The following is a 19,882-nucleotide window of genomic DNA, read 5'->3' on the forward strand; positions in this document are numbered from 1 at the left end:
GTTAAGTCACTTTATTATGTTTAACTATATTCCTTGGCTGAGTATCGAGTTCTAGGACTCTGTGATACTAAGCATGTTTTTCTATATTTGAGTGAAGATGTACCTATTGGATAAGTAACGACCTTAGGGTGTGGTGATTATTAAATATTAATAAAAAGAATTGAAATCATTTTTTTAATACAAAATTATTCAAATTATGAATAGTTGTAAAAACCCCGATGTACCCACCGGGGTTATAGGTAGTGAGAATTACGCTGCACTCAAACAAAAGTGCTCTACAAGCTGTGAAAGCAGTTTTCTTGTGGGTTCAATAAACGCCATATCCAAAAATTCATCGGGCTGATGCGCCTGTTCAATCGATCCCGGACCTAAGACTAATGTTGGGCACAATTCCTGAATAAAAGGCGCTTCCGTACAGTAATTGACGGTATCGGCTTTCGTTCCCAACAGTTTTTCAATCACACCGACCAGTTTGTGGTCTGTCGGGCATTCATAGCCCGGAATGGGGGGATGAAGTTCTGTCACGCTTAGGCGACCCGGCCAGCGCTGTTTTACCGGTTCCAGTGCGTCATTCAGCAATTCATCCAAATCCTGCAAGGTCAATCCAGGCAGCGGGCGGATATCCATATGCAGCTCGCAGCAGGCGCAAATGCGATTTGCCGCATCACCGCCGTGAATATGACCGAAATTCATGGTCGGATAAGGGATGACAAACGCGGGATTGTGGTAGCGCTCTTGTAAGGTGTGGCGTAGTGCTATCAGTTGGGTAATGGATTCGTGCATAAGATCAATGGCATTGACACCGCGAGCCGGATCGCTGGAATGCCCTGATTTTCCTTCAATGCGGATCGCAGGGGCGATATGCCCTTTATGGGCGCGAATTGGCTGTAATGAGGTGGGTTCGCCAATGATCGCAAAATCAGGCCGAATGTTGGTGTTGGCAGCAAAGTAACGGGCGCCTGCCATGGAGGTCTCTTCGTCAGCGGTAGCCAGAATATAAAGGGGATGAGACAGCTTACTGATATCAATATCCCGCAAAGCATCAATGATAAAAGCAAAGAAGCCTTTCATGTCAGCCGTGCCAAGCCCATATAACTTGCCATCGCGTTCGGTCAGGGTGAAGGGATCTTGGGTCCAGCGCCCTGCATCAAAAGGAACGGTATCGGTGTGGCCGCATAGCAGTAATCCCCCTGAACCACTGCCCAAGGTTGCCAGCAGATTGAATTTGCCTCGCGTTTCAGGGACGGGTTGAATTTCAATGGAGAAGCCGATCTCTGTTAGCCACTCCGCCAGCAGATTGATAACAACTTCATTATTTTGATCCAGTTCAGCATCGGTTGCACTGATAGAAGGAGCTGCAATGAGCTGATGATATAATTTAATAAAAGACGGTAATTTCATATTCACTGTTGACAGCCCTTACTCATAATAGTATCAATATTCATGCAAATTAATTGCATACAAATGCAATTCGGTGGTGGAATTAATACGATTGGGTTAATACTATAAGGTGAATAAATCCCATGTTGAATACGCTGATAGTAGGTGCCAGTGGTTATACCGGAGCTGAGTTAGCAGCATATCTACAACGTCATCCCTATGTCCATCTTTCCAGCTTGTGGGTTTCTTCTCAAAGTTTAGATGCGGGGAAATGTTTTTCAGCACTTTATCCTCAATATAAGGGAATACTTGATTTACCCTTACAGCCGTTGACCGATGTGATTGAGACGGCAAAGGGGATTGATGTGGTCTTCCTCGCGACTGCCCATGAAGTCAGCCATGATATTGCCCCGGAATTTCTGGCAGCAGGATGTATTGTGTTTGATTTATCCGGTGCCTATCGCGTACAAAATACACAGTTCTATAAAAAATACTACGGGTTCGAACATAAAAATGCTGCGTGGTTGGCGCAAGCAGTATATGGGTTGGCCGAGTGGCAAGCAGAGAAAATCAAGCAAGCACAATTGGTTGCCGTGCCCGGCTGTTACCCGACAGTTTCCCAACTCGCCTTGAAGCCGTTGCTTGAACAAAATTTATTAGATACAGAACAGTGGCCAGTTATCAATGCGGTGAGTGGTGTCAGTGGCGCGGGCCGGAAGGCCTCGATCACAAATAGCTTTTGTGAAGTGAGCCTGCAAGCATACGGGGTTTTTAACCATCGCCATCAACCTGAAATTGCCACCCATTTAGGGACAGAAGTGATTTTCACCCCGCATTTGGGCAATTTCTCCCGCGGTATTCTTGCCACAATCACCTGTAAATTGAAATCGGGTGTGACAGAAGCACAAGTGAGAGAGGCTTATCAGCAGGCCTATCATGATAAACCACTGGTGCGTTTATATGACAACGGGTTTCCCGCGTTGAAAGCGGTGGTGGGTTTGCCATTCTGCGATATTGGTTTTGCTGTTCAGGGGCAGCACCTGATTATCGTGGGGGCGGAGGATAATTTGTTGAAAGGTGCAGCAGCACAGGCAGTACAGTGTATGAACATGCGTTTGGGGTATGAGGAAACGCTGGCATTGCTTTAATTTCTAATGACTGAATGCCGAAAAATTAAGATTCCTACCGATATTAATACCGACAGAGGATAAATCCGATGGAGCCGTTAGTAATCAAGTTGGGTGGTGTGTTGTTAGACAGTGAAGAAGCGCTGGAACGGTTATTTACCACATTGCAGTTATACCGAAAAACACACAGGCGTCCGCTGGTGATTGTACATGGCGGTGGTTGCCTGGTTGATGAACTGATGCAGCAATTGCAGATGCCCATTTTGAAGAAACAAGGCCTGCGGATCACGCCAGAGGATCAAATCGACATTATTACCGGAACGTTGGCCGGAACCGCCAACAAAAAATTGCTGGCATGGGCAACAAAGTCTCGTCTGCCTGCCATCGGGTTATGTCTGGGGGATGGTGGAACCGTGAAGGTTTCTCAACTTGATGCCGACTTCGGTCACACGGGAAAGGCGCAAGCGGGAAAACCTGATCTGCTGAAAATTTTGCTGGATTTGGGCTATATGCCGATTATCAGCTCCATTGGTATCACTGAACAGGGTGAACTGATGAATGTGAATGCCGATCAAGCGGCGACTGCCATCGCTCAAGTGCTGAATGCGGATTTGATCTTGCTGTCCGATGTCAGCGGTATTTTGGATGGGAAAGGGCAAAAAATCCCGGAAGCTACGGCAGAGAAGATCGAGCAGCTCATCGACCAAGGCATTATCACCGACGGCATGATAGTGAAGGTGAATGCCGCGTTGGAGGCGGCAAAAACACTCGGACAACCCGTGGATATTGCGAGCTGGCGCCATGCAGATCAGTTGATTGCGTTATTTAATGGCATCCCTATTGGCACACGAATTTCAGCTTAATAAACAAAATTAAAAAGGTTATCCCTATGACTCAAAGCATTAAGAAAATTGTTCTGGCGTATTCCGGTGGTTTGGATACTTCCGCCATTATTCCGTGGTTGAAAGAGCATTATGGCAATTGCGAAGTGATTGCGTTTGTCGCGGATGTCGGCCAAAGCCGCGAAGATCTGGAGGGTGTGGAGCAGAAGGCATTACGTTCCGGTGCGTCTGAATGCCACGTCGTTGATCTGCGAGAAGCGTTTATCAAAGAATATGTTTATCCCGTGCTGAAAACCGGCGCTCTCTATGAGGGCAGTTATCTGCTCGGTACGTCAATGGCTCGCCCAATTATTGCCAAGGCACAGGTTGAACTGGCACTGAAAGTCGGTGCGGATGCCGTCGCTCACGGCGCAACCGGCAAAGGTAATGATCAGGTTCGGTTTGAGAGCACTTATACCGCATTGGCACCGTATCTGAAAGTGGTTGCCCCGTGGCGGGAATGGGATCTGCGTTCCCGTGAAGCGTTGCTGGATTATTTGAAAGTGCGTGATATCCCGACAACCGCAACGCTGGAAAAAATTTATAGCCGTGACGAAAATGCGTGGCATATTTCAACCGAAGGTGGGGTTTTGGAAAGCACGTGGAATGCGGCCAATCCAGATTGTTGGGTGTGGACCGTAGAACCAGAAGCGGCACCCGATAAACCGGAATATGTCACGGTGACGGTTGAAAAAGGTGAAGTGGTGGGCGTGAATGGTCAGGCGCTGTCACCGTATCAATGCCTTGACCAGTTAAATGGCTTGGGTGCCAAACATGGCATTGGCCGAATCGATATCGTGGAAAACCGTCTGGTCGGCATGAAATCCCGTGGTTGTTATGAAACACCGGGCGGAACCATCATGATGGAAGCGCTGCGTGGTATCGAACAACTGGTTTTGGATCGCGATAGCTTCAAATGGCGTCAACAATTGGGACTGGAAATGTCTTATGTTGTTTATGATGGCCGTTGGTTTGCCCCCTTGCGCCAGTCAATTCAAGCGGCAGCAGAAGTGTTGGCCGCCAGTGTCAGCGGTGAAGTTGTCCTGAAACTGTATAAAGGGCAGGTCACGGCGGTGCAGAAAAAATCAGCCAATAGCCTCTATTCTGAAGAGTTCGCCACGTTTGGCGAAGATGAGGTTTACGATCATCGCCATGCCGAAGGGTTTATTCGCCTCTATTCGCTTTCTTCACGCATTCGTGCACTGAACGGCAAAAAGTCATTTTCGGGCAATTAACTTTTGGCAATCAATTAGAGAAAAAACAGGAACGAGATTATGGCACTTTGGGGCGGGCGTTTCAGTCAGGAAGCCGATCAGCGGTTCAAGCAATTCAATGATTCACTGCGTTTTGATTATCGTTTGGCGCAGCAGGATATTGTTGGCTCGGTTGCCTGGTCAAAGGCATTGGTGACAGTAGGAGTGTTAACTTCCGAAGAGCAGCAAAAGCTGGAATCAGCGTTAAATGAGCTACTGGATGAAGTGCGAGCCAATCCCAAGGCCATTTTGCAAAGCGATGCGGAAGATATTCACAGTTGGGTAGAAGGGAAACTTATCACCAAAGTGGGCGATTTGGGTAAGAAACTCCATACGGGGCGCAGCCGTAATGATCAGGTTGCCACTGACCTGAAATTATGGTGCAAAGACCAGATCGTCCACATTCTGCAAGCCTTGGCTGAGTTGCAACAAGCGCTGGTATTCACGGCTGAAAATAATCAGGATGCTGTTATGCCCGGTTATACCCATTTGCAGCGGGCGCAACCGGTCACGTTTGCCCATTGGTGTTTGGCGTATGTGGAAATGCTCAGTCGTGATGAAACCCGGTTGCAGGACGCCTTAAGGCGGCTGGATGTCAGCCCGTTGGGATGCGGGGCGTTGGCAGGAACGGCTTATGCTATTGATCGTGAGCAACTGGCTGGCTGGCTCGGTTTTGCCTCAGCGACACGCAATAGTCTGGACAGTGTTTCTGATCGTGATCATGTCCTGGAACTGCTGTCCGATGCGAGCATAAGTATGATCCACCTTTCGCGTTTTGCTGAGGATCTGATTTTCTTTAATAGCGGAGAAGCCGGATTTGTTGAGTTGTCAGATCGGGTCACGTCCGGCTCTTCCCTGATGCCGCAGAAGAAAAACCCGGATGCGCTGGAGCTTATCCGTGGCAAGTGTGGTCGGGTTCAGGGCGCATTAACGGGGATGATGATGACGCTGAAAGGGCTGCCTCTCGCCTACAATAAAGATATGCAGGAAGATAAGGAAGGTTTGTTTGATGCACTGGATACTTGGCTGGATTGTTTGCACATGGCGATATTGGTGCTGGATGGCATTCAAGTCAAACATGCCCGTTGTAAGGAGGCGGCAAAACAGGGCTATGCCAATGCAACCGAGTTGGCTGATTATCTGGTGGCAAAAGGCGTTCCATTCCGCGAGGCACATCACATTGTGGGGGAAGTTGTCGTTGCGGCGATTGGCAGGGGTAAGGCACTGGAAGAGCTTTCTCTGCTTGAATTGCAAAAATTTAGCCAGGTTATTTCGGTGGACGTCTATGACGTTTTATCGCTGCAATCCTGTTTGGACAAGCGTCTGGCAAAAGGGGGCGTAGCGCAAAAACAGGTGAAGCAAGCGATTGCAGAGGCAAAGCAGTTAATGAGAAAAGAACGTTAATATAAAACTCTCTGTCTAGTCCTGATATACGTTGACACTTATTTTACTCATAACTGACGCTTATTTGGAGAACATTCAGATGGCAAAGATTGGATGTTATCTGCCCATCTTGTCGTGCTGTTAAAAGCGTTCATCGTAATGGGCGTTCCCGTTCTGGTCATCAACGTTACCTCTGTCAATCTTGTCACCATACTTGGCAACTGGAATTCACCTATACCAATCTAACTTGAAGATGCAGGTTTTAAAATCTGAAAGTTGTCAGTCAGTCTAGTCGTGAGTTCTTTCGCTTTTTCTGGCAAAGTGACATGAAAAAAGTGACGAAGGGTTTCACGGAATGTCTTCGCATCCGGAAAATAAACATTGTTACGTACTTGCTCATTCATATACTTCCACAATCGCTCTATTGGATTGAGGTTTGGGCTGTAAGGCGGTAGGTAATGCAGTTCAATATTAAGGACATATGCCACCTCTTTCACCAATTCTGCCCGGTGGTAACCCGCCCCATCCAGAATAATATGAATTTTTTGCGAAAGTGGGTAAGTTTCTCTAATAGCGCCGAAAAAATACGCGATATTTTCGGCATTGATACTCGGGTATTCACGGATCACGGTGTCTTCAATTCGTTGTAAATTGAGGGCGCCCAGAAGATTGAGACGGGTACGACTGCCGGTGGTTTCGACCACTTTTACCTGATTTTTCCCCGCTTTCATCCAACCATAGCTGAGCTTTGTGGACTGCGAAGGATGCACCGCATCAATAAATAGGATAGGTTCATTCTGACCTGCCCGGTCTTTCAGAGACTGGTAGTCATCAATAAATTGTTGCTGCTTATCCGCATCGAATTTATGAGGAACGCCCTTTGGCTTTTTGTAGCTGAAACCTTGTCGGTGAAGCCATTTCGTCATGCCTCCCACGCTGAAAGACACCTGCCAACGAGCTCGTACATAATCCACAATTTGAGCGGTCGTATGCAGCAAATTTGCCGTCAAATAATCAACCAGATCGGCGGTTTGTTTGGCAGAGAGATGGCTTTCAGAACCGCCATTTTCGGGGGTGAGTTTTTCCTGCGCGATGAAATCTTTTAGGTGACGGCTTACCGTAGTTTCATGAATACGTAAGGCCTGAGCAATCATCTGAGCTGTCCAGCCCTCTGACGCCAAAAGCACGGCCTTGATGCGATCACAGACTCGACTATCACGAGTGGTATCATGCATCAATTCGAGGGCACGTTTTTGTTCTGGTGTCAGATGAATTTTCATGATTGCAAGCATGATCGGGTTTGGATAAGAAATCAAGCATCTTCAATGGCGATTGGTATATCTAGTCCTGATATACGTTGACACTTATTTTACTCATAACTGACGCCTGATGATGTACTTCATCGGGCGTTTTATATTTTAGGGCTAAGTGAGGTCGATACCGATTATAAATATCTATCGATTCACTCACCAGTGTCACCGCTTCTTCAAGGTCCGCGGGTTTACTGAGTAAAAATTCGGTTTTCAGGATACCATTAACACGCTCTGCCAACGCATTCTGATAGCAATCGTAACCGTCGGTCATCGAACAGATGACCTCATGGTGTTCGTGTAACGCTTGATAGCGCTTTGAACAATATTGTAATCCTCTATCTGAATGATGGATCAGCGATTGTTCGAGACATTTTCGGCTTTTTAAGGCCTGTTTATACGCCTTGATGACTGCATCTGTTTTTAAGTTATCGTGCACATGATACCCCACAATTTTACGTGACCAGGCATCTGTAATAAGACTTAAATAAGCTTCCCCGGTTTTCACGGGAAGATAGGTGATATCGGCCACCCAGACTTGTTCTGGCCCCGTCGGCGTTATCTTATTGGGACCGGCCTTGAGTAAATTGGGGTGACAGTAAAAACGGTGATGGCTGTTCGTTGTTTTATGGTAAGCCCGTCTGGGCGTCACTAACAGGTGATGGGCCCTGAGTAAATTGAACAGACTGTCTCTGCCTATTTTTAATGTCCCTGATTGATTGAGCAGATACTGCAACTTTCTCGTTCCAATACGGGGCTGCTTCAGGCGTATTGTCTGCACTTGCATCAGCACATCCTGTTCCTGTCTCGCCTTTATTGCTGCCCGCTGACATTGCTGATAATACGCCTGTCGCGTGATACCCAGATAACGGCAACATTGCGCCACCTTGAAGCCCGTCACTTTTTTCTCCTGGATGGCTTGCCTCGTGGCTTTTTTACGAGACTGACGCCATAGTCGCGTTTTAAAACTGCCACGACCGCCTCAAAAAATTCGGCTTTCTTTTGCATTTCAGTCAGTTGTTGTTCAGGTTCTTTTATCCGTTGCTCGGGTGTGAGCGAGGAGGATATGGTCATCGGTGCCCCCTGAGGATGGAAAGGTGTACAACCCAAACTCCAATCTAACTGACCATGCTTCCTAAGCCAAACTAAAACGGTTGACCGCCCTTGAATATAGCAGAATCATAATACTGTGTCATAATACCTCCATTCCAATGACAAGGCAGAATTGAGATGGGCTACAGCTTAGATTTCCGAAAAAGAGTACTGGAATACAAGGACAAGCATTCGTTGACGTTCGAACAAACGAGTGCCCACTTTGAGGTCTCTATCCGCACTCTGTTTCGGTGGTGCAATAAAATCGAACCCTGTATGACAAGGGATAAACCGCCCACGAAAATCAGGGACGACAGACTTATCACTGATGTCCAAAATTATCCCGATGACTACCAATGGGAAAGAGCAAAACGTCTGGGCGTCTCACAATCAGCTATCCATTACGCCTTGAAACGGCTGAATATCACCGTCAAAAAAACGTTAAAACACCCTCAGGCTGACGAACAGGCTCGTCAGAGATTTATCGAGCGTATTTGTCATCATGAACAGGCGGGCAAACCGGTTGTCTATCTGGATGAAAACGGTTTTGAGCAGTCAATGCCACGAATGCGCGGTTATTCGTTAAAAGGGCAACGCTGTTTCGGGACACACGACTGGCAGGCCAAAGGCCGCATTAATGCCATTGGCGCCATTATCAAAAAGACGTTTGTGTCCTTAAGCTTGTTTGCCGGGAATATTAATGCGGATGTGTTCCATGCCTGGATGACACAAGATTTGTTAGTACTACAGTCGTAATTGCTCTGTAATCATGCGGTTATCCCGACGACGATAATGGCATTGTTGTGCGTAATATTGATGTCGCCGCCGCCAATATGACCAATGCAAAATTTGTTCGAGTGTTTCTCCCACTCTTTCCATTAATTTGGATAGCAGCTTACGCAGTTCCGCCACACTGAGGGCTATCAGTCCTGTCGGCGTTTTTTTTCTCCCGTATCCGTAAGACCGCCAGAACCGCATGGGCCAGCAGCGATAAGGTAATATGCCGATACCAGCTATGCCATTGCCGCACTTCATAATGATCCAGACCGCATTCTCCCTTTGTTTCCTCAAAACCACATTCAATTTCCCAGCGACAACCTGCCACCTGCGCCAGGGTTTTCAGGTCAGCCTCTTCTCTGTGCGCATACACGACATAGTAAGCCCGTTCCTGTTTTTCATCCCGGCTGCGCCGGACCAGCAGATAATGGCCATATTCCCGTTCTTTCTCACTGAGTTGTAAACGCCAGAGCGGCACCTTAACCCAGTCATACTGACGTTCACCTTTCGCTCCCCGTCCCGCAGAATGTGTTTCCCATTGCTCAGGCGTCAGGCTGTCCACAATCTTGTCCGCTCTGATATAAGTCGGTCCTTGCCACCACAACGGTTCATTTTTGGGGATCGCCAGCACAAACGGTTGATTCCGGGACTCCAGCCAGCAACGCAGGCGACGGTTCTGACCATAAACGGCATCTGCCGTCACCCAGTGGCAGGGCACACCGGCCTCTAATGCGCGTTCCAGCATCTGCCGGGCGAGCTGCGGTTTGGTAGCAAAAGTGACCGCGTCAGGAATGCCGGCGGCTTCACAACGTGGGCGGTCATCAGTCCACTGCTTGGGCAGGTATAACGCCCGGTCAATAAAGGCATGGCCGCCCTGACCGGCATAACAGAGAAAGACGCCTACCTGACTGTTTTCGACGCGCCCGGCGGTGCCACTGTATTGACGTTGCACCCCGGCAGAATGCGTGCCTTTTTTGACAAATCCGGTCTCATCAACAATGAGCACACCGTGTTCATCGCCTAAGTGTTCCGTCACATAGTCCCGCAGAATATCGCGGGCGACGTCGACATCCTAGTGAGCTCGTTCCAGCAGATGCTGAACGCCATCAGGCGTGCGTTCGCCTATCCATTCCGCCAGTTGCCAGCCATTTTTACGTTCAACGTCACTGAGCAGCCCCCGGAGATAGGCGAGGCTGCGGTGTTGTGGGCCGGGATAGTGAAACAAGGGAGCCAGACGAGTATGGAGTGAGAGCAGTTCTTGTTCCCAGGCATTGGTCGGTGAGTGCATTGAACACCTCCCGTATTTTCAGGAAAAAAATGTCAGGGCCATCATGCCACAATGGGGCGTACGACTGTAGTATTAGAACCTATTCAGAATCTTTTTAAACCTGAATAGTTTTTCATGTAAACTGCTGGGATGAGAAAAACTTATGCCAGTGATATTAGTCGAGAAGTGTTCATGAAAATTGAACCCCTGTTGTCAGTAACAGGAAGCGCACACACCCCAGAAAAGTGGATGTCTACGAGGTATTTTGTGCATTGTTATATTTAACCCGAATTCCGTTTAAGCCGTCACTGGGAAATCTTCTTCTGAGTCGAAAATTTTCAGTGACGGTTTCTTTTCTTTAACGCAGTAAGCAATCAATCCACATAAAACGGTCAACAGAAATCCGGTTATACTTCGGTGGCGAGAATGCTCTATTTGAGAAATTTCTTTTAATTGACCATTAATGGTTTCAATGATAAAACGCTTTAATAACATCATCCTATCCCACTCTGCCTGCGCCTTCGCTTTCATGTTACGGCGTTTTTTCGTGACGAAAGTGACATCCGTTTGCGCTAAATCATCCGCCAGTTCCTGGCTAAGATAACCTTTGTCACCATACAGAGAACCCGTTAATTCTTTTACTAAGTCGCGGACAGGTTCCCGATCATCCACATTACTGGCAGTGACTTTGAGTGCCAAAATTTCGCCCTGATGGTTAACAACCAAGTGTAATTTGAACCCGTAAAACCCTATATGGACGCCCCCGGTTGTGCAAGCATTGAGTCGATACGGTTTGCTACCATATATCCGGCGTCATAAAGGGCTTATTTGCCCGCGCCATGATGTCATCCGCACCCTGTTTCCTTCTCAGCCGTCATCGGTATATGACTACCTAGGTTTTACTCAGGTTATTGCAGGGCCGATAGCCGTTTTTTCATCAGTGTTTGCAAACTCGGTTAAAGCGTCTGTTTCAATTCACTTAATTCAATTAATTCAATTAATTCAATTAATTCAATTAATTCAATTAATGGATAGCAAAAGCTTTTTTCATATCATAATCAACCTCATCTGTCAGAATACGCCAGATAATTCGGGTCAGCTTGTTAGCTAAAGCAACTATGGCTTTCATGGGGCCACATCGGGTAATCCGTGTTCTTAGCCACTCGCCTAAAGGATCATCCCGTTTTTGCACGCCCTGCATCATCGCTCGGGCACCATGAATAATTAACGTTCGGAGATGACGGTTGCCATGTTTGCTCAGAGAAGAAAGACGGCTTTTCCCGCCCGAACTGTGTTGCCGGGGAACCAAACCACACCAGGCTGATAACTGCCGGCCATGAGTAAATTGGGATGCGTTGACGTCACTCACGAAAGCCGCCGCAATCAGGGGACCAACACCGGGAATAGTCAGCAAGTGCCCATACCCTGCTTGCTGACGGGAAAGCGCCGTAATTTCGTTATCCATTTCATGAATGCTGACGTTCAAATTCTGCAGATCTTCCCACAGCGTATGCAATAAACGACGCAGCACACAAGACAGAGCATTATCACCTTCTTCCAGAATATCAGGGAGGTGCTGTTGGAGTTTCTGAATCCCCACAGGCACAATTATTCCCTGCTCAGCGAGAAAGGCCCTGATTTGATTAGCAAGAGCAGTACGCTGTTCCACCATGAGCTGACGGGCACGGCGCAGTGCTTTGATATCTTGCTGTTCTACGGTTTTGATGGGAACAAAATGGAGACCGGGCCGGCAGGCCGTTTCACAGATAGCCAACGCATCATTGGCATCGTTTTTTTGATGATGGCTGAAAGCTTTTACATGCTGGGTGGGAACAATTCGGACATGATAGCCCATAGACTGCAACGTCCGTCCCCAATAATGAGAAGTGGCACAGGCTTCCATAGCGATGAGGGTTTCAGGTGGAAAAGCCCGTATGGCATCAAGAAATTTCTGTCGTGAAATTTTTCGGTTCGAAGCAACAGAACCGTCTTCCATCCAGACACAAACTTGAAAGACATTTTTAGCGAGGTCAATACCCACTACTTTGATCGTACTCATGAGATGTTCTCCCGAAATTCAGTGCATCGGATAAAAGATGGCACTATTTTCCATTGAAAAAGGGGGCGTCCATCACATCAGCCCATTGAGGTTTTTCCTCGCTGTGCTACCCCCTCAAACACCTTATGCCGGGGAATACGGATGTTATGACACACACGTAAACTCGTGGAATCAATAAAAGCAATTCCCGTAGGTTTTCCTTTTAATTGAGTCAGATAACTGCACAATGGAACCAAAACAGAAGGCGCGACACTGACAAAACAGGTATAACTGAGCAAGGTGGGAAAATCGTGATGATGATATTTCCAAATATGATCCAGATAAAAATGTTTAAAATTACGGTAATGCGACAGGTGAAAGAGGATTAATATAGTCATAATTTCACTGTGATACATGTGACCTTGCCTGCGCCGTAGGCGATACCCGTTGTCAAGACAAAATTGCGTCCATTGAGGCATGAAAAAACGACAAAAGTGGTGAGTAGACCTACCCAGTCACCCGGGCAGGCCCCTCCTCAGAACCGGACGTGCAGAACTACCGCATCCGGCTCCCGACAGATCCTAGTCGTCACACCTATTCAGCAAGAATTGAACATTGAATGGACTTTCCAGCTTGAAGGATAACCCAGCAGTTTCAGGATCAGCGTCAGCTTTTCCCACGTTAGCCCCCGACGTCCTCCCTTCCGATTTAACCATCGGTAAAGTATCCGCTTGCTTTGGCAGATAAACTGCCCAATTCGCCTCTGGTTGTCAGAAATACCGTGATAATTTATCCAGCCTCTGATTACCCTGATGACTGTAGCTAGGACAAACCTTTTGTCAGGGGTATTCAGGTTCTTCCAGAGGAAGTCCCTGAGTCCCTTCAATTTGGCGGCGAAACGGTCTTTCCGGCTGCGGTATTTCAGTCGCCAGAAACCTTTTCGCGATTTACCCCAATAGCAGGTAAACCCCAGAAAGTTGAACGTTGGCAAACGCCTGCCCGACTGATTGGCTCTCATTGCGGCAATGTGTCCCGCAGGGATTAGCTGCGATTTGTCATCGTGCAACTCCAGACCGTATTTATTCAGTCGTTTAGGCAGCACCTTATAAAAGCGTTTCGCCTCGTTAAGGAATTCAAAGGTAAATACCATATCATCAGCATATCTCACTATCTCTGCCCGACCGTGAATGTGTGAACGGCTGATTTCATCAAACCATTCGTCTATCACATGGTGCAGGTAGATATTGTATGGTAGCAAACCGTATCGACTCAATGCTTGCACAACCGGGGGCGTCCATATATGGTTTTAGGGTTTTAAACTTCATTTGGTCATTAATGATTGTGGTGAGCTTTTATCCGTTAAATTAACCCTAGGGAATACGGATGACCGCGAACCCATTAAGGAATTGGTGAAGGGATTATCCGGGCATTTGTATGGTGATAAAGGGTATTTATCACAGGAGTTATGGGATGAATTGAAAGAGGAAGGCATGACACTCATTACCAACGTTCGTCGTAATATGAAAACGAAGTTTTTGTCACTTTGGGATAAGGTGATGTTAAGAAAACGGTTTTTAATAGAAACCGTCAATGATCAATTGAAAAATATTTCTCAGATAGAACACTCAAGACATCGGAGTGTTATCGGCTTTTTGTTGGAGGTCGTATCAGGCTTAATTGCTTATACGTTCCAACCGAAAAAGCCGAGCTTAGGTTTACGTGATCGGGAAATCGCTGTGCTTAAACAGAGTTGAGGTTAATTAAAAATAAATTCATTCGTTTGGAAAAGCATCAGGATACTTTAATTTGTAATAAGGTATTGCTTTATCTTCTACTATCTTTTGACCTAAGAGACCTTTTATATTAGGTATCTTACAAAAAAGAAAAGAAGCAAAAATTATGACCACTCCGAAAATTAAAACTGAATTTTTAGCACCTAACCATGTGATAAGTAAGCCGCATAGTGATGATCCTAAGGGGATACTTATTTGGGATATAAATAATACGAAAGCTTCAATCCTTGAGCGATAGCGATCTGGAATAGCGGAGGCTCTGGAAGAAGAGACAATAACATTGAACTGAGCTACACCCGATCCAGCAATAAAAACAAGAAAGTAAAGCACATAGCTATTAGAAGCGAAGGCTGATAAAACAAGGCTACATCCCAAAATTATGACACCCAATAAACATAAATGAAAATTCATTGAGCTATTAAGATTTATGAGAGTTATCACGAAACTGCCAAATATCACTCCAGCACCAAACAAGGCCAGAAGAAAACCAAGTTCATAAGATGTGAAATGATAAAATTTTACAACCAACAACGGCATAGCTATATTTAGATAAGGAGTAATAAAAAAGTTTAGCAACATCATAAATAATGCAATATTTAATTCAGTTGGCACTTTTCTTACAGCAGCAAAACCCAGTTTAGTATCTTCATACCATCCAATGAAACTAAGCGATTTAGTTTCATTGGCTTTATAATCGACAGGTAATTTTATATACATTAAAATTGCAATAGCAGAAAAACTTAGCAATAAAATAGTCATTAAACCTTCACCGGAAAATGATAAAAATACCCCACCTAAACTCGGACCAACAAATAAAGTCAAAGACATTACGATAGACCTAATTTTAAAAAATTTTACTAAATCTTTCTTTTTGTCAACTAGATATGCAGAATAACTTATAGAAGACACAGTGAATATCATCGCTCCAATAGATAACATAAGAGAAATGGAAAAGATCACTAATTCAGAATAGTTATCATGGCCTAGGTATAACATGGCGACCGCTATTAAAGTGACAATTGAACCTAATAAAGAAACTTTAAATTTCGAACTAGTATCCACTAGTGCACCAGCAAACGGCATTGAAATCGTATAAACCCACCAATATAAACCTACAACATAAGATATAAATAAGGGACCTTTAGGAATTGAGAGCCAAGTGAGTAAGAAAAAAGCACCTCTGTTGGCTGTCATAATTGAGAACGTCACTAACTGAAACAAATTGAATCTGGATAGAATGGTTGACATCCTTTCCCCCCATGATGGAATTGAATTCAAGAAATGATAAAATAAAAATCAACCACAAATTTATTCACATCGTCATCTAACATTGATTTATCTTTACTTCTGAAGACGAAAAAGCAAGTATAATCTAATGCAACTCCTGCATGTATGGTATCACCCACATTTTTCCTGAGTATAACATCTAAGTACTCAAGAGAAATTAATTGCAAATTGGTTACCATAACCGCCCAATAACGTATTTAATTCATTCTCCATTGTCTCCTGAGTCCAAGTGATAAAACGTCGCCAATGGTATTTGGCTTGTTTCCAGACGATTTCAATCAAATTCAGCTCTGGGCTGTAGGCGGGAAGGTAGAATAAAAACAGGTTGTGTTCTCGTAACCAGCTATTTCTGATTTTTTCTTCAATCCCGTGATGGATACGCGCATTATCCAACACTAAAAATGTCAGGCGGTTGTCCCCTTGTTGGGCGAGCTGCTCTAAAAAATCAATCACGTCATCTCGCGTGATACTGCCTGACGTTGTCTGGTAAAACAGCGTGTTATCCGTGTAATTTAACGCCCCCAGAACTGACCGCCTGTCATGCTCTTGAGGCTCAGTTTCATGGGGCTTACCCCGTGGACTCCATCCATATTGCACCGGAGGAGATGCGGCAAAACCCGCCTCATCAAAATAGACCAAACGGTAATGGCCTAACTGTGCTCCAGCCTTAATTTTATTCAGCAAGGCGGATTTGTTAGCAAACTCCGTTTCGTTGCGCTTTTTTTAAGCGATAGACGGGTGCGTTTATAGGTGAGCCCCTGCTTTTTCAGGGTATTTGCCAGCGTTTCAAGCGTACAAGGCAGGGGCCCATGCTTTGCCTCAACGCACTGGGCTATCCGTGCGAGAGTTAGGGACTCTGCACAGGCAGCTTCGACCGCAGTGGCAATCATTTCAGGCGTCATAGCGAGATACCGGCCTCCAGCATGACCGCCTAATAATCCCGCTATCCCTGAATTGTGCCACATGTGAACCCAATTATAGATAACCCGGAGACTGCATCCTATTTCAGCGGTGATCTGGGACGGCTTGCTCCCTCTGGCAAGCATGAGCAAACCCGTTCCTCGCGTACGGATATCCCGGTGGGGATGATTCAAAGCGAGTTGTTGCAATGTTATTCGTTCAGGCTCAGAAAGTATTATCTTCGATTTCATAAGGACAGGCAGAAAATCAGGTTATCGTGTTATCGATTGTAACAGTAATGCAGATAGTTTATCTGATTAACTTAATTTTGTGACCTCCTAGAATTTAAATATATAATATTGATCTTTATAATGTAGATGGTATATAGGGATGACTTTCAGAATAAAGTCATCCTATTCTTACCCATTGGATACACTTAATATAAAAAATTACTTTAGAAGGAGGTTCGACTTGCGATTATCAAAACAGTTGTTTCCTGATAAATACAGATTACCTAAACTTATAGACGAAAACTCCACAAGATCATTATTAAATTCTGGACCATTCTATCAAATGGTCGAGCGCGGTTTACCATTATTCTTACCTATTGGTAATAAAATAATGACAGCCATTGAACAATCTTGCATCAAGGAAGCTGAGTTATTTGATTATAACCATATAGACATGACACAAATGATCCCAACAAATATTCTTTCTTTGGGAGAACAATTTAGTGAGGGTTTTCTAGATCAGTTTATTTTTCTTAAAGGGAAAATGGAGCGCTACCATTTGCTGTCTACCCCAGAACCTTTACTGCTAAATTTTATGAGGGAAGGACTTCTAAGTTATAGACAGCTTCCACTAAAAATGATGTTTTCGGCAAAATTTTACCGACAACTGAGCCAAGTACATAGTATTCTTAAGACTCGTGAATTTAAAATGCTTGCTGGAGCTTGTTTATATGAGTTCAACAAAAATTCACAGTCATTCAAACATTTGTTTCATGACTATATGTTGCATTTGTCTGATCTTTACTCTTTACCAATAGAATATAAGATAAATCATGATAAAAAATTCAATGAATACTTTTACTTACATCCAGACGGGGATGAAAAATATGGAGATGTTTCCGCAATAAGTCTTTCCATGGCTTATGAGTACGGACAAGATAAGAAAGTATACGCTCGATATTGCAGTAAAGATAATAAAAAAATGAACGCAAAATTTGTTACGTTTGGGCTTGGGTTGCAAAGACTTTTCTTTGCAATACTCGATAATTGTAGAGATAAAAAGGGATTTAATATTCCTAAGCATTTACGTCCATTTGATATATGTATAATACCGCAACGGAGCGAAGATTTGAAATACTGTCAAGAGTTGGTAAATATTCTTCATACTCCACCTGATCGTGTCCTAATAGACGACCGTAGTAAAGTAAAATCGTCTGATAAGGAGCGTTTTGCTGATTACCTCGGTATACCTCAAAAACTATTAATTCATAAACATGAAGTTATAGTTTCTCACAGGGACTCCGATACATTGCTCAAAGAGGCTTTCCAATTATCACAAGTAAAAGGGGGGGGTAATTCCATTTTCCACATCAAATTATTTTAATAAATTCAATATTAGATGAATTTTTATAATGACACTATTTATTGCTTTATCCTTTAATTCTTTATCACTAAACGTTTTCTAACTCTAAGAGAGTTTTACTTTCTGTGGCGAAATATCAAGTAACTTTTAAAAAAATTTGAGGTTTTTTATGTTTCTGATTTGTAATTATTGGTTTGATATATACAAGGCTCTTGATTCTTTGGGCCAAAACTACATAGCTATTATTGAGAGTTGTAATGTTCATAATGTACATTCCTCTCACGAAATTACTGGTTGTATGAAAGGAAAATTCATAATTCCCACTATAGACAGTATAGAATCACTCACGAGTATTGTGAACACAATCAAACTTAGCGGTTTAGATATTGAGCGTGTCATATCTATAGGAGAATTGAGTCAGTACAGTGCTGGCTTCTTAACTGATCAACTTAAATGTGGAGGATTATCATTTGATGCAATAAATTTGACCAGAGACAAACGGTTGATGAAAACTAAGTTTAAAGAATTAGGTTTGCCCTGTGCTAATTTTTATAGTTACCAGGATAACAATCATTTTAGTATGTTTAGTTATCCTTTAGTCGCCAAGCCAGCATGTGGTTTTGCATTGTTTAATACAAAACTAATGCATAATAGTGATCAACTGAACGATTACGTAAATAATTTCAAAGAATTCAAAGACCCTCATCTAATTTCAAATGCTATAATTATTGAAGATTTTGTCGATGGGGATGAGTACGTTGCAGACTGTTTTATCAGTTCCAATCAGGTTATGTTTCTATCAATATCAAAAGATAATCTTCCGTGCATGAATGTCACTAATGAAGCTGTGAGATTTGATAGTGCAGAGTATCTTAATATCAAGCTTAATAGTGAGTTGTATAAGTGTATTCACAACTACTATTCCAAAATTATAAGCGGTTTCAATATTAATGCATGTATTTGCCATATGGAATTGTTCATAAATAAGTCTGGTGAGGTTATTGTTTCCGAGGTAGCCACCAGACCCGGTGGTAGTCATTTTAATCACTTGGCAAAACATGTTTATGGTAAAACACTTTATGAGATTTGGTTTGAAGGTATACTTAATCCTAATGAGGAGATTTTACATGAGTTAGAGCCTGATGATTTTTTTACTATTGTAAACATGATTCCCCAGGAAAATGGAAAGCTTGCTAGCTTGCCAACTTTAAATTCATTATCTGATTACAGAACTTTGGTAAGTTAATCAGATAAACTATCTGCATTACTGTTACAATCGATAACACGATAACCTGATTTTCTGCCTGTCCTTATGAAATCGAAGATAATACTTTCTGAGCCTGAACGAATAACATTGCAACAACTCGCTTTGAATCATCCCCACCGGGATATCCGTACGCGAGGAACGGGTTTGCTCATGCTTGCCAGAGGGAGCAAGCCGTCCCAGATCACCGCTGAAATAGGATGCAGTCTCCGGGTTATCTATAATTGGGTTCACATGTGGCACAATTCAGGGATAGCGGGATTATTAGGCGGTCATGCTGGAGGCCGGTATCTCGCTATGACGCCTGAAATGATTGCCACTGCGGTCGAAGCTGCCTGTGCAGAGTCCCTAACTCTCGCACGGATAGCCCAGTGCGTTGAGGCAAAGCATGGGCCCCTGCCTTGTACGCTTGAAACGCTGGCAAATACCCTGAAAAAGCAGGGGCTCACCTATAAACGCACCCGTCTATCGCTTAAAAAAAGCGCAACGAAACGGAGTTTGCTAACAAATCCGCCTTGCTGAATAAAATTAAGGCTG

14 protein-coding genes and 9 pseudogenes are annotated in these 19,882 nt (G+C 44.4%); 12 read left to right on the forward strand and 11 right to left on the reverse strand.

Annotation, left to right across the window (positions count from 1 at the left end):
• Nucleotides 1-249: 249 nt before the first annotated feature.
• Nucleotides 250-1,407, reverse strand: a complete 1,158-nt coding sequence (argE, locus tag XDD1_RS01055; RefSeq protein ID WP_045967995.1) for an acetylornithine deacetylase — start codon at nt 1,405-1,407, stop codon at nt 250-252.
• A gap of 116 nt (nt 1,408-1,523) precedes the next feature.
• Between argE and argC the strand changes: the two genes are divergently transcribed.
• The 5 genes and pseudogenes from argC to XDD1_RS19050 form a co-directional block, all read left to right on the forward strand.
• Nucleotides 1,524-2,528 (forward strand): N-acetyl-gamma-glutamyl-phosphate reductase, encoded by a 1,005-nt coding sequence (argC, locus tag XDD1_RS01060; RefSeq protein ID WP_045967997.1) that lies wholly within the window; start codon nt 1,524-1,526, stop codon nt 2,526-2,528.
• 68 nt (nt 2,529-2,596) lie between these two features.
• Complete coding sequence (gene argB, locus XDD1_RS01065) at nt 2,597-3,370, forward strand: acetylglutamate kinase (protein ID WP_045967999.1); 774 nt, start codon at nt 2,597-2,599, stop codon at nt 3,368-3,370.
• Nucleotides 3,371-3,396: 26 nt separating this feature from the next.
• Nucleotides 3,397-4,623 carry an argininosuccinate synthase gene (locus tag XDD1_RS01070; RefSeq protein WP_045968001.1) on the forward strand — a complete coding sequence of 409 codons (1,227 nt, stop codon included), beginning with the start codon at nt 3,397-3,399 and terminating at the stop codon, nt 4,621-4,623.
• A 39-nt stretch (nt 4,624-4,662) separates the two neighbouring features.
• Entirely contained in the window at nt 4,663-6,045 is a 1,383-nt protein-coding gene (gene argH / locus XDD1_RS01075; protein ID WP_045968003.1) for an argininosuccinate lyase, read from the forward strand.
• Nucleotides 6,046-6,134: 89 nt separating this feature from the next.
• Nucleotides 6,135-6,263, forward strand: a pseudogene (locus tag XDD1_RS19050) (IS1 family transposase); the annotation flags it as partial.
• A gap of 3 nt (nt 6,264-6,266) precedes the next feature.
• Here XDD1_RS19050 and XDD1_RS01080 read toward each other — a convergent pair.
• Both XDD1_RS01080 and XDD1_RS01085 read right to left on the reverse strand, forming a co-directional pair.
• Entirely contained in the window at nt 6,267-7,304 is a 1,038-nt protein-coding gene (locus tag XDD1_RS01080; protein ID WP_045968390.1) for an IS630 family transposase, read from the reverse strand.
• 61 nt (nt 7,305-7,365) lie between these two features.
• A pseudogene (locus XDD1_RS01085) lies at nt 7,366-8,504 on the reverse strand (IS3 family transposase); the annotation flags it as partial.
• A gap of 60 nt (nt 8,505-8,564) precedes the next feature.
• Here XDD1_RS01085 and XDD1_RS20265 point away from each other — a divergent pair.
• Both XDD1_RS20265 and XDD1_RS20270 read left to right on the forward strand, forming a co-directional pair.
• A pseudogene (locus XDD1_RS20265) lies at nt 8,565-8,879 on the forward strand (IS630 transposase-related protein); the annotation flags it as partial.
• 114 nt (nt 8,880-8,993) lie between these two features.
• Entirely contained in the window at nt 8,994-9,182 is a 189-nt protein-coding gene (locus tag XDD1_RS20270; RefSeq protein WP_331710077.1) for a hypothetical protein, read from the forward strand.
• A 139-nt stretch (nt 9,183-9,321) separates the two neighbouring features.
• Here XDD1_RS20270 and XDD1_RS01100 read toward each other — a convergent pair.
• Nucleotides 9,322-10,491 (reverse strand): annotated as a pseudogene (locus tag XDD1_RS01100) (IS701 family transposase).
• Between the two features lie 129 nt (nt 10,492-10,620).
• Here XDD1_RS01100 and XDD1_RS19290 point away from each other — a divergent pair.
• Nucleotides 10,621-10,760, forward strand: a pseudogene (locus XDD1_RS19290) (transposase); the annotation flags it as partial.
• A gap of 7 nt (nt 10,761-10,767) precedes the next feature.
• Here the strand turns inward: XDD1_RS19290 and XDD1_RS01105 are convergent.
• From XDD1_RS01105 to XDD1_RS01120, 4 genes and pseudogenes are all read right to left on the reverse strand, one after another.
• Nucleotides 10,768-11,217, reverse strand: a pseudogene (locus XDD1_RS01105) (IS982 family transposase); the annotation flags it as partial.
• Nucleotides 11,218-11,494: 277 nt separating this feature from the next.
• Nucleotides 11,495-12,529 (reverse strand): IS110 family RNA-guided transposase, encoded by a 1,035-nt coding sequence (locus XDD1_RS01110; protein WP_045968008.1) that lies wholly within the window; start codon nt 12,527-12,529, stop codon nt 11,495-11,497.
• A gap of 80 nt (nt 12,530-12,609) precedes the next feature.
• A pseudogene (locus XDD1_RS01115) lies at nt 12,610-12,987 on the reverse strand (transposase); the annotation flags it as partial.
• Nucleotides 12,988-13,106: 119 nt separating this feature from the next.
• A pseudogene (locus XDD1_RS01120) lies at nt 13,107-13,754 on the reverse strand (reverse transcriptase domain-containing protein); the annotation flags it as partial.
• Nucleotides 13,755-13,818: 64 nt separating this feature from the next.
• On the opposite strand from XDD1_RS01120, the pseudogene XDD1_RS01125 reads away from it, so the two are divergent.
• Nucleotides 13,819-14,262, forward strand: a pseudogene (locus XDD1_RS01125) (IS982 family transposase); the annotation flags it as partial.
• 18 nt (nt 14,263-14,280) lie between these two features.
• Here the strand turns inward: XDD1_RS01125 and XDD1_RS01130 are convergent.
• The 3 genes from XDD1_RS01130 to XDD1_RS01140 form a co-directional block, all read right to left on the reverse strand.
• The gene (locus XDD1_RS01130) at nt 14,281-15,495 is read right to left on the reverse strand and encodes an MFS transporter (RefSeq protein WP_167541615.1); all 1,215 of its coding nucleotides are present in this window, start codon (nt 15,493-15,495) and stop codon (nt 14,281-14,283) included.
• Between the two features lie 240 nt (nt 15,496-15,735).
• Entirely contained in the window at nt 15,736-16,272 is a 537-nt protein-coding gene (locus XDD1_RS01135) for an IS630 family transposase (RefSeq protein WP_084720900.1), read from the reverse strand.
• Nucleotides 16,266-16,739: a helix-turn-helix domain-containing protein gene (locus XDD1_RS01140; RefSeq protein ID WP_045968011.1), complete on the reverse strand. Its 474-nt coding sequence runs from the start codon at nt 16,737-16,739 to the stop codon at nt 16,266-16,268. The genes XDD1_RS01135 and XDD1_RS01140 overlap by 7 nt, the downstream gene beginning before the upstream one ends.
• 220 nt (nt 16,740-16,959) lie before the next feature.
• Here XDD1_RS01140 and XDD1_RS01145 point away from each other — a divergent pair, with 220 nt between their 5' ends.
• From XDD1_RS01145 to XDD1_RS01155, 3 genes are all read left to right on the forward strand, one after another.
• A complete protein-coding gene (locus XDD1_RS01145; protein ID WP_045968012.1) occupies nt 16,960-18,102 on the forward strand; it encodes an aminoacyl--tRNA ligase-related protein in 1,143 nt (380 codons plus the stop codon).
• A gap of 334 nt (nt 18,103-18,436) precedes the next feature.
• Nucleotides 18,437-19,327: an ATP-grasp domain-containing protein gene (locus XDD1_RS01150; protein ID WP_167541616.1), complete on the forward strand. Its 891-nt coding sequence runs from the start codon at nt 18,437-18,439 to the stop codon at nt 19,325-19,327.
• Nucleotides 19,328-19,393: 66 nt separating this feature from the next.
• A complete protein-coding gene (locus XDD1_RS01155) occupies nt 19,394-19,867 on the forward strand; it encodes a helix-turn-helix domain-containing protein (RefSeq protein ID WP_045968011.1) in 474 nt (157 codons plus the stop codon).
• The last annotated feature ends 15 nt before the right edge of the window (nt 19,868-19,882 follow it).

The organism is Xenorhabdus doucetiae (assembly GCF_000968195.1).
Lineage (GTDB): Bacteria > Pseudomonadota > Gammaproteobacteria > Enterobacterales > Enterobacteriaceae > Xenorhabdus > Xenorhabdus doucetiae.